General features: G+C 72.8%; 8 protein-coding genes. 7 read left to right on the top strand and 1 reads right to left on the bottom strand.

Annotated elements, in window-relative coordinates; genetic code table 11:
* Positions 1–187: 187 nt before the first annotated feature.
* The 6 genes from PLP61_RS11260 (at position 188) to amrS (ending at position 7,472) form a co-directional block, all read left to right on the top strand.
* Complete coding sequence (locus PLP61_RS11260) at positions 188–2,980, top strand: cation-translocating P-type ATPase (RefSeq protein WP_324502810.1); 2,793 nt, start codon at positions 188–190, stop codon at positions 2,978–2,980.
* A gap of 33 nt (positions 2,981–3,013) precedes the next feature.
* Positions 3,014–3,796, top strand: a complete 783-nt coding sequence (gene ppk2, locus PLP61_RS11255; protein WP_324502809.1) for a polyphosphate kinase 2 — start codon at positions 3,014–3,016, stop codon at positions 3,794–3,796.
* Between the two features lie 38 nt (positions 3,797–3,834).
* Positions 3,835–4,872, top strand: coding sequence for a GNAT family N-acetyltransferase (locus tag PLP61_RS11250; protein WP_324502808.1), 1,038 nt, complete (start codon positions 3,835–3,837; stop codon positions 4,870–4,872).
* Positions 4,873–4,961: 89 nt separating this feature from the next.
* The gene (amrB, locus tag PLP61_RS11245) at positions 4,962–5,771 is read left to right on the top strand and encodes an AmmeMemoRadiSam system protein B (RefSeq protein WP_324502807.1); all 810 of its coding nucleotides are present in this window, start codon (positions 4,962–4,964) and stop codon (positions 5,769–5,771) included.
* The gene (gene amrA / locus PLP61_RS11240; RefSeq protein ID WP_324502806.1) at positions 5,734–6,354 is read left to right on the top strand and encodes an AmmeMemoRadiSam system protein A; all 621 of its coding nucleotides are present in this window, start codon (positions 5,734–5,736) and stop codon (positions 6,352–6,354) included. Before amrB ends, amrA begins: the two co-directional genes overlap by 38 nt.
* Complete coding sequence (gene amrS / locus PLP61_RS11235; RefSeq protein WP_324502805.1) at positions 6,351–7,472, top strand: AmmeMemoRadiSam system radical SAM enzyme; 1,122 nt, start codon at positions 6,351–6,353, stop codon at positions 7,470–7,472. Before amrA ends, amrS begins: the two co-directional genes overlap by 4 nt.
* 386 nt (positions 7,473–7,858) lie before the next feature.
* Here amrS and PLP61_RS11230 read toward each other — a convergent pair whose 3' ends face one another.
* Positions 7,859–9,397, bottom strand: coding sequence for an acyl-CoA carboxylase subunit beta (locus PLP61_RS11230; protein WP_324502804.1), 1,539 nt, complete (start codon positions 9,395–9,397; stop codon positions 7,859–7,861).
* Between the two features lie 77 nt (positions 9,398–9,474).
* On the opposite strand from PLP61_RS11230, the gene PLP61_RS11225 reads away from it, so the two are divergent.
* Positions 9,475–9,774 carry a redoxin domain-containing protein gene (locus PLP61_RS11225; protein WP_324502803.1) on the top strand — a complete coding sequence of 100 codons (300 nt, stop codon included), beginning with the start codon at positions 9,475–9,477 and terminating at the stop codon, positions 9,772–9,774.
* Positions 9,775–9,812: the final 38 nt, after the last annotated feature.

Below are 9,812 nucleotides of genomic sequence, written 5' to 3'. Positions count from 1 at the left end.
CGACCCGGCACAAATTGACGCACTCCAGGCGCACGCGCCACACCGGCGTCGCCATTTGTGACGGGTCACCCGTGGTGGGTGGTGCCGGTGGGGCCGGCGAGCGGCCATGATGGCCGCGTGGACCACACGGGCCCGTGCCCTCGGCGCGGGCCGCCGACACCGGGCCACCGACACCGAGGAGTCACCGATGAGCATGCCGTCCACCCAGGCGCCCGGCCAGCCGGCCGCGGGTGAGCCGCACCGCTGGTACGCCGAGGAGGCGGCCGCCGTCCTGGCCGCGCTCCACAGCGACGCGGAGCGCGGGCTGACCCGGGAGGAGGCCGCGGAGCGGCTCCGGCAGACCGGCCCGAACGAGATCGCGGCCGAGCCTCCGCCCTCGGTGCTGGCGATCGCGCTCGCCCAGCTGCGCGACCCGATGAACCTGATGCTGGTCGCGGTCGTGGTGGTCAGCATCCTCATCGGCGAGGCGTCGACCGCCGTCATCGTGGGGTTCTTGATCCTGCTCAACCTGGTGCTCGGCTCCCGGCAGGAGCTCAAGGCGCGCGCCAGCGTGGACGCCCTGTCCAAGATGCAGGTCCCTCAGGCGAAGGTGCTGAGGTCCGGCGAGGTGGCGCTGGTGCCCGCCGTCGAGCTGGTCCAAGGCGACGTGGTGGCCCTCGAGGCCGGCGACATCGTGCCCGCGGACGGCCGGGTGCTGCGCTCGGCGACCCTCGAGACCCAGGAGGCGGCGCTGACCGGGGAAAGCGCACCGGTGGGCAAGGTCGCCTCGGTGATCACGGAGGCCGACGTCCCGCTCGGCGACCAGGCCAACATGCTGTTCCAGAACACCTCGGTCACCCGGGGCACGGCGACCATGGTGGTGACCGAGACCGGCATGGCCACCCAGATGGGACAGATCGCCACCATGCTGAGCTCGGTCCAGCGCACCCGCTCGCCGCTTCAGCGCGAGCTGGACTCGCTCACCAAGCTCCTGGGGATCATCGCCTGGACCGCGGTCGTGTTCATCGTGGTGGTCGGCCTGCTGCGCGGCATTTCGTTCTCCGAGCTCATGCTCCTCGGCACCGCCATGGCCATCTCCGCCATCCCCACCGGCATGCCCGCCTTCGTCTCGGGTCTGCTGTCGATGGGCGCCAAGCAGCTGGCCGAGGCGAAGGCGGTGGTCAAGAACCTCACCGACGTCGAGACACTGGGTGCGACGAGCGCGATCAACACCGACAAGACCGGCACGTTGACGATGAACCAGATGATGGTGTCGACGATCTACTCCGACGGGTCCTGGTTCACCGTCGAGGGCGAGGGCTACCGCAAGCAGGGGGCGATCACCGCGGTCGCCGGCGTGCCGGTGCCCGACTTCACCCGGCTGGCCTACGGCCTGTGCCTGGACAGCGACGCCACGGTTTCCGACGCCGGCGACGTCGTGGGCGACCCGACCGAGGCGGCTCTGGTGGTGCTGGCCGCCAAGCTGGGAGTGGATGCGGACGAGACGCGGCGGGCCTACCCGAGGCTGGCAGAGGTCCCCTTCGACTCCGACTACAAGTTCATGGCGACCTACCACCGGGTGCCGACCGACGCCGGCGAGCAGGTCATCGTGCTGGTGAAGGGCGGACCCGACGTCGTGCTCGCCCGGTGCACCGAGGCGGGAGCCGCACTGGGCAGCAGCCGGGTGCCGATCGCACAGGCCCGGGCCGGCATCGACGAGGCCAACGCCCGGATGGGCGAGAAGGGTCTGCGGGTGCTGGCCTTCGCCGCCCGGGTCCTGGCCGAGGACGAGCTCGACGCCATGACGGGCGACCCGATGTCGCTGGTCCAGGGGCTGTCGTTCGTCGCCCTTACCGGGATGATCGACCCCCTGCGGGCCGAGGCGAAGGACGCGGTGGCCACGGCGCTCGGTGCGGGCATCGACGTGCGGATGATCACCGGCGACCACGCGGTCACCGCGCAGGCGATCGGGGAGTCCCTGGGTCTGGGGCCGGGCGCCATCAGCGGCTCCGAGCTCCAGGCGCTCTCGGACCAGGAGCTGGTGTCCAGGCTGCCCCAGCTGCACGTCTTCGGCCGGGTCACCCCCGAGGACAAGCTGCGCCTGGCCCGTTCGATGCAGCAGCAGGGGATGATCGTGGCGATGACCGGGGACGCGGTCAACGACGCGGCGGCGCTCAAGCAGGCCGACATCGGCGTGGCCATGGGCAGCGGCAGCGAGGTCACCAAGCAGGCAGCCCGGATGATCCTCACCGACGACAACTTCGGCACGCTGGTGCACGCGGTGGAGATCGGCCGCAAGGTCTACGACAAGGTCGTCTCCTACGTGCGGTACCAGATGACGCAGCTGCTGTCGCTGGTGATGCTGTTCGTCGCCGCGACCGCCTTCAACGCCAACGAGGGGGTAGCTCTCACTCCGTCGATGGTGCTGTACCTGCTGTTCTTCATGACCGCCACCGGCGTGGTCATCATCGCGGTCGACCCCGGAGACCCGCACGCGATGACCCGGCCACCGCGCGACCCCCAGCTGACGATCACCAACAGAGCCGCGGTCACGTGGTGGGTCGTCTACGCGGTCGCCCTGTTCGTCCCCGCGTTCCTGCCGCTCGTCGCCGGACCCGACGAGCCCTCGACGGACAAGGCCACGGTGTCGCTCACCATGACCTTCGTGGTGATGGCGCTGGGCACGGTCTTCAACGCCCTGACCAACCGTCGTGACCCCGCCAGCGGGCTGTCCTCGCCCGTCCTCAGGGGCCTGGCGATCGCGCTGATCCCGGTCACGATGACGTTCGTCGGCACCGAGCTCCCGCGCTTCCAGAAGGCGCTGATGACCACCTCGCTGACCACCGGCCAGTGGGTGGCCTGCATCCTGCTGGCCGCCGTCCTGCCGCTGGTCGTGGAGGTCGGCAAGCTCGCCCGTCGCCGGCGTACGCCGCCGAGCGCCCCCATCGACGTGCACCGGGCGGTCGAGCCGGAGCGCGCCGTCGCGCACGCAGGGCGCTGACGTCACGGGTCCCGAACGTCGAGGAGGTGGCTGGTGGCCAAGGACGGGAAGCTGAAGGAGAAGGACTACCAGAAGGAGCTGCGCCGGCTGCACGCCGAGATGGTCGCCCTGCAGGAGTGGGTGAAGGCCACCGGCGCGAAGGTGTGCGTGGTCTTCGAGGGCCGCGACACGGCTGGCAAGGGCGGCACGATCAAGGCGATCACCGAGCGCGTCAGCCCCCGCGTCTTCCGGGTGGTCGCTCTGCCGGCCCCCAGCGACCGGGAGAAGAGCCAGATGTACATCCAGCGCTACATCCAGCACTTCCCCGCGGCGGGTGAGGTGGTCATCTTCGACCGCAGCTGGTACAACCGCGCCGGCGTGGAGCGGGTGATGGGGTTCTGCACCCAGGAGCAGACCAGCCGCTTCCTGTCCCAGGTTCCGGCCGTGGAGCGGGCCATGGTCGACAACGACATCATCCTGCTCAAGTACTGGCTGGAGGTGAGCGAGCAGGAGCAGACCCGGCGCCTGCAGAGCCGGATCGACGACCCACGCAAGACCTGGAAGCTCTCCCCGATGGACCTGGAGTCCTACACCCGCTGGGACGACTACACGCGCGCCCGGGACGAGATGTTCGCGGCGACCAGCAGCGAGTGGGCGCCCTGGCACGTCGCGCACACCGACGACAAGAAGCGCGGGCGGCTCAACATCCTCACCCACCTGCTGAGCCAGATCCCCTACGAGCGACCGGCCCAGCCGAGGGTCGTGCTTCCCGAGCGCGCCCCGACCGTGGTGGCCGCGGCGGACTGGTCGACGCTGGTGATCCCCGAGAACCACTGACCCTGGAGCCTCCGGCGGCCCTCCACTAGCGTGCGGGGATGAGCTCTCCCTACCCGCGGCGCACCGACCGGCTGCTGCTGCGGATCATGCGCACCGGCGACGCCGCGGCGTTCGCGGCGTACCGCGACGACCCGGAGATCGCCCGGCACCAGTCGTGGGAGCTGCCCTACCCGGTGGAGCGGGCGCGGGAGGCCCTCGCCGACCAGGACGGTCGTGACGACCTGCTCGCCGGTGCCTGGACCCAGATCGCCGTCGAGCATGACGGGGTGCTGGTCGGCGACGTGTGCACCCACCTGGACGAGCGCGGCGGGGTCGCGGAGATCGGGTTCACCCTGGCCGCGCCCTACCACGGCCGGGGCTACGCGACCGAGGCGGCGACGGCGCTGGTCGAGGACCTCGTCGAACGGGTGGGGGTGGTGCGCGTGCTGGGCGAGCTGGACCCGGTCAACGTCGCCTCCCAGCGGGTGCTGGAGAACGTCGGGCTGGTCCACGAGGCCACCACCCGCCGTTCCTTCTGGTGTCGGGGCGAGTGGACCGACACCATGAGCTACGCCGCCACCGCGGAGGAGTGGCGCGCCTGGCGGTCCCGGCCGGCCGGCCCTCCGGCCGAGGTCCGCCTGGTCCCGCTGACCGCCGACAACCACCGGTCGTACGGCGCGCTGCGCACCCATCACTCCCAGGAGCGGTTCGTGGCGCCGATGGCACAGTCCTACGCGGACGCGCTGTTCCCCGAGGTCGTCGACGGGGCCCCCGTCGTGCCGCGGCTGTACGGCGTCGAGGCCGACGGCCAGCCGGCGGCGTTCGTGATGATCGCGGAGCGGACCGCAGCGCATCCCGAGGCGTTCCTGTGGCGGCTCCTGGTGGACCGGCGCCACCAGCGCCGCGGGATCGGTGACCGGGCCCTGGAGCTGCTCACCAACGTCCTGCGGTCCGAGGGGTGCACCACCCTGCTCACCAGCTGGCAGGAGGGCCCGGGCGGTCCCCGCCCCTTCTACCTCGCACGCGGCTTCACCGACACCGGTGCGGTCGCCGACGGGGAGACCGTCGGCCGGCTCTCGCTGACCGAGCGACCCTGACTGCTCGCCCCCACGGGCACCCGGCGGTGTCCCCCACCTCACCGGCGCCGGCCATTGGCCTGGCGGCCGGTGAGGGGGACACTGGAGGTGTGCAGACGGTACGGCCCCCGGCCGTGGCCGGGATGTTCTACCCCGGGCAGGCGTCCATGCTCGCCGCGACGGTCCAGGAGCTGCTGGCGGAGGCGGCCCCGCGGTTGGGGCCCGGTACGCCGGTGCCCAAAGCCCTGCTGCTGCCGCACGCGGGCTACGTCTACTCGGGCTCCACCGCCGCGCTCGGGTACGCCGCCCTCGCGCCGGCCCGCGAGACCGTCCGCCGGGTGGTGCTGCTCGGTCCGACCCACCGGGTGGCGGTCGACGGGCTCGCGCTGCCGGAGGCCGAGGCGTTCGACACCCCCCTGGGCAGGGTGCCGGTGGCCGACCCGGACCCACGCACCCTCGCCCGGCTGCCGCAGGTGGTGGTGGACCGGGAGGCGCACGCGATGGAGCACTCCCTCGAGGTTCACCTGCCCTTCCTCCAGACGGTGCTCGACGACTTCGCGCTGGTGCCGCTGGCGGTCGGCTTCGCCGCGGCGGAGACGGTCGCCGAGGTCCTCGACGCGCTCTGGGGCGGTCCGGAGACCGTCGTGGTGGTCAGCTCCGACCTGTCGCACTACCTGGGCTACGACGAGGCCCGGCGGGTCGACCAGGCCACCCTGGCCCAGGTGCTGCGGCTGGACGGGCCGCTGACCCACCACCAGGCCTGCGGTGCGACGCCCGCGAACGGCCTGCTGGTCTCGGCCCGCCGCCACGGCCTGACCCCCCGTCTGCTGGGCAGCTGCAGCTCCGGCGACACCGCCGGGGACCGACGAAGGGTGGTGGGCTATGCCGCAGTGGCTTTCGTCCCGCCCGCAGACGCGTGACGACCAGCGCCCGCTTGACCCCGCGGAGCTCCCCGCGGACGCCGGCCCGGTGCTGCTGGGACTGGCCCGCGCCACCATCTCGGCCGAGCTGGGGCTGCCGCTGCCGACCGCCGAGCCGCCGCCGTGGCTGCGCCGGCCCGGGGCCTGCTTCGTCACGCTGACGACGGCCGGCGCACTGCGCGGGTGCATCGGGTCCATCCGTGCCTACCGCCCGCTCTCGGAGGACGTGACCGGCAACGCGTCCGCCGCGGCGTTCCGGGACCCGCGGTTCCCCCCACTCACCGCGGTCGAGCTGGCCGACACCGCGATCGAGGTGTCCGTGCTCTCACCGTCCACCCCCCTGGAGGTGGTGGACGAGCAGGACGCCCTCGCCCAGCTCCGCCCCGGGCAGGACGGCCTGGTGCTGGAGTACGCCGGCCGGCGGGCGACCTACCTCCCCCAGGTGTGGCGGTCCGTCCGCGACCGGCGTGAGTTCCTGTCCCACCTCAAGCTCAAGGCGGGGCTGCCGCCGGACTTCTGGAGCGACCAGCTCCAGCTCTCCCGCTACACGGTGACCGAGTTCCACGAGGAGGTGGCGAGATGACCACGAAGAGGACGCGGCGCGGTCCGGAGACCACCACCGCCGTGGCGGAGTCGGCGTACCCCGCCCGCTACTGGCACGCCCTCGACGACGGCCGCCTGCAGTGCGACCTGTGCCCTCGCGAGTGCCGGCTGCACGACGGGCAGCGCGGGTTCTGCTTCGTGCGCAAGCGCGAGGGGGACGGGCTCGTGCTCACGACGTACGGCCGCTCCTCGGGCTTCTGCATCGACCCGATCGAGAAGAAGCCGCTCAACCACTTCTACCCGGGCAGCTCGGTGCTGTCCTTCGGCACCGCCGGCTGCAACCTGGGCTGCCGGTTCTGCCAGAACTGGGACATCTCCAAGGCCCGGGAGATGGACCGGCTCATGGACCAGGCCTCGCCGGAGGACATCGCCAGGGCCGCCCACAGGTGGGGCTGCCGCAGTGCTGCGTTCACCTACAACGACCCCGTCATCTTCGCGGAGTACGCCCTCGACACGGCGCGCGCCTGCCACGAGCACGGGGTGCGCACCGTCGCCGTCACCAACGGGTACGTCGGGGAGTCGGCGCGCGCGGAGTTCTTCGCCGACATGGACGCCGCCAACGTCGACCTCAAGGGGTTCACCGACGACTTCTACTGGCACCTCACCGGCGCCCACCTGAGGCCGGTGCTCGACACGCTGGTCTACCTCCGGCACCGCACCGACGTCTGGCTGGAGATCACCACCCTGCTGATCCCGGGGCACAACGACTCCGACGCCGAGCTCCGGGAGATGTGCCGTTGGGTGCTCGCCGAGCTCGGGCCCGACGTCCCCCACCACTTCACCGCCTTCCACCCCGACCACAAGATGCTCGACGTGCCACCCACGCCCCTGGCGACCGTGGTCCGCGCCCGCGACCTCGCCCTGGCGGAGGGGTTGCGGTTCGTCTACACCGGCAACGTCGACGACCCCGCCGGTGAGGTGACCTCGTGCGCCGGCTGCGGCCAGGCGCTGGTCGAGCGGGACCGCTACCGGATCCGCGCCTACCGCCTCACCGCCTCGGGGGCCTGTCCGCGGTGCGGCACCGTGCTGCCCGGCCGGTACGCCGCGCACGCCGACGACTTCGGCGCCCGGCGCATCCCGGTCATCATCGGGGGTTGAGGGGCCTGGAGGGGCTGCTGGTTTCCTCACCTGGTGGCTGGGATCTTCCGCGTTGTGCGTCTGTGCGCCGAGCGGACGGCTGGCCGCGACGGGCTGGACGGGCTGACCCGGATCGGGATCGAGCCACATTGCACCGGTTCTTCGATGACCTCGGACCCCAGGGCAGCGCGGGCCAACCAGGCCCTGACCCACGTGTGTGCCGCCGCCTGGCGAGCGGCCCGGGAGGCTGGCGCTACCGGCAAGAACGGGAACCGCCAACGGCTTCCGCAGCCCCCAACCACTCATCGCCCTTGCCATGCTCAGCTTCGGCCACCACCGCCCCCAGCTACCCGGACGCGACCCACACAACTGACAGGGGTGGGGCCTGGGCGGGAAACCCCTGGCCTCTACCAGGTGTCCACGGGCCTCCGCCGTCCGTGGAGCCGGCCGCCGGCAGTGGCGGCAGCGAGGGTCGCGGCGAGCACCTGCCGGGTCTCGGCGGGGTCGACCACGTCGTCGATCTCGAAGTAGCGGGCGGCGTTGAGGGCCTTGGCGTGCTCGCGGTACGCCGCGGTCCACTCCCGCACCGTCGCCTCCCGCTCCTCGGGGTCGGCGATCGCGGCGAGCTCGGCGCGCCGGGCCAGCCGGACCGCCCCCTCCAGGCCCATCGGGCCGAGGTGCGCGCCCGGCCAGGCGACCGTCAGCACGGGCTCGTGCGTGCTGCCGCCGAGCATGGCCTGCGCCCCGAGCCCGTACCCCCGTCGCAGCACCACACCCACCAGGGGCACCTCGAGCTGCGCCCCCGCGACGAGGAGCCGGGCGGTGTGCCGCACCAGGGCGGTCCGCTCGGCCTCCGGGCCGACCATCATCCCCGGCGTGTCGACCAGCGACACCACCGGGAACCCGTAGCAGTCGCACAGCTGGAGGAACCGGGCCGCCTTGTCCGCCGCGTCACTGGTGACCGCCCCCGCCACGTGCCGGGTCTGGTTGGCCACGAACCCGACGGTGCGCCCCTCGAGCCGGGCCAGCGCGGTGACCAGCTCGGGCGCGAACGCCTCGCGCAGGAACGTGACCGAGCCGTCGTCGGCGAGCGTCTCGACGACCGGCCGGACGTCGTACGCCGTCTGCTCCCGCTCGGGCACCACGTCGCGGAGCGCGGTCTGGTCCCGGGCCGTCCAGGAGTCGGCCGCCCCGGTGAAGTAGCCCAGCAGCCGGCGGGCCACCCGGACCGCCTCGGCCTCGTCCGCGACCGCGACGTCGACCACACCGTTGGCGGCCTGGACCTCGATCGGCCCCACCTCGTGCGCGGCGACCTCGCCGAGGCCGCCCCCGGCGATCATCGCCGGGCCGGCCATCCCCAGCGAGGAGTCCGCGGTGGCCACGATGAGGTCGGAGCAGCCCGCCAGCACGGCGTTGCCCGCGAAGCAGCTCCCGGCGACCACCGCGATCCGGGGCACCACCCCCGACAGCCGCGCCCACAGCGCGAACGAGCCCACGTCCAGCGCCGAGACCACGGGGATGTCGGTGTCGCCGGGCCGGCCGCCGCCGCCCTCGGTGAAGAAGACCACCGGCAGCCCCATCTTCTCGATGAGGGCGATCAGCCGGTCGGACTTGTGGTGGCCGCGCAGGCCCTGGGTGCCGGCGAGGACGAGGTAGTCGTACGACAGCACCGCGCAGGCCCGCCCCTCGACGGTGGCCAGCCCGCCGACCAGCCCGTCGGCCACGGTCCGGTCGAGCAGCTCGTCGAGGCTGCGCCGGGCCTCCTGGGCGGCGGTGACGAACCGGCCATACTCCACGAACGACCCGGGGTCGACGAGGTCGGCGAGGTTCTCCCGGGCGGTACGCCGGCCGCCGGCGTGCCGCCGCTCGACCGCCTCCGGCCGCGCCCCGTCCTCGGTCAGCGCGCGTCGGGCCAGCAGCTCCAACAGGTCCTCGCGGATCTCCACGCCCCCATCCTGCCCCTCGGGGCACGGCGCCCGCGCCTGCCCGCCGTGGCCCGCCGGCGACCTCGTAGGGTCGAGTCATGGCTGTCGAGTCGACCATGGCCCCGCTGGGCTCCCCCCTGCCACCGTTCACGCTGCCCGACCTCACCGGGCGCACCGTCTCCTCCACCGACCTGGCCGGATCCCCGCTCCTGGTCGCCTTCCTGTGCAACCACTGTCCCTACGTCCGGCACGTCGAGAGCGGGCTGCGGCAGGTGCTCGCCGCCCACCCGGGGCTGCGCGTGGTCGGCATCTGCAGCAACGACGCGGAGGCCTACCCCGAGGATCGGCCCGCCCGGCTCGCCGAGCAGGCCGAGCGGGCCGGCTGGACCTTCCCCTAACTGGTAGACGAGAGCCAGGAGGGGGGCCGGGCCTTCGC

This window comes from Nocardioides sp., assembly GCF_035429765.1.
In the GTDB taxonomy this organism is placed as follows: Bacteria; Actinomycetota; Actinomycetes; order Propionibacteriales; family Nocardioidaceae; genus Nocardioides.
Note: the sequence above shows the minus strand (reverse complement) of the source record. Positions and strands in the feature narration are given on the sequence as shown.

What these genes read in the sequence shown, in the direction of transcription:
- PLP61_RS11260 (WP_324502810.1), top strand. Translation starts at nt 188, where the DNA reads ATGAGCATGCCGTCCACCCAGGCGCCCGGCCAGCCGGCCGCGGGTGAG.
- amrA (WP_324502806.1), top strand. Translation starts at nt 5,734, where the DNA reads ATGCCGCAGTGGCTTTCGTCCCGCCCGCAGACGCGTGACGACCAGCGC.
- PLP61_RS11250 (WP_324502808.1), top strand. Translation starts at nt 3,835, where the DNA reads ATGAGCTCTCCCTACCCGCGGCGCACCGACCGGCTGCTGCTGCGGATC.
- PLP61_RS11225 (WP_324502803.1), top strand. Translation starts at nt 9,475, where the DNA reads ATGGCTGTCGAGTCGACCATGGCCCCGCTGGGCTCCCCCCTGCCACCG.
- amrS (WP_324502805.1), top strand. Translation starts at nt 6,351, where the DNA reads ATGACCACGAAGAGGACGCGGCGCGGTCCGGAGACCACCACCGCCGTG.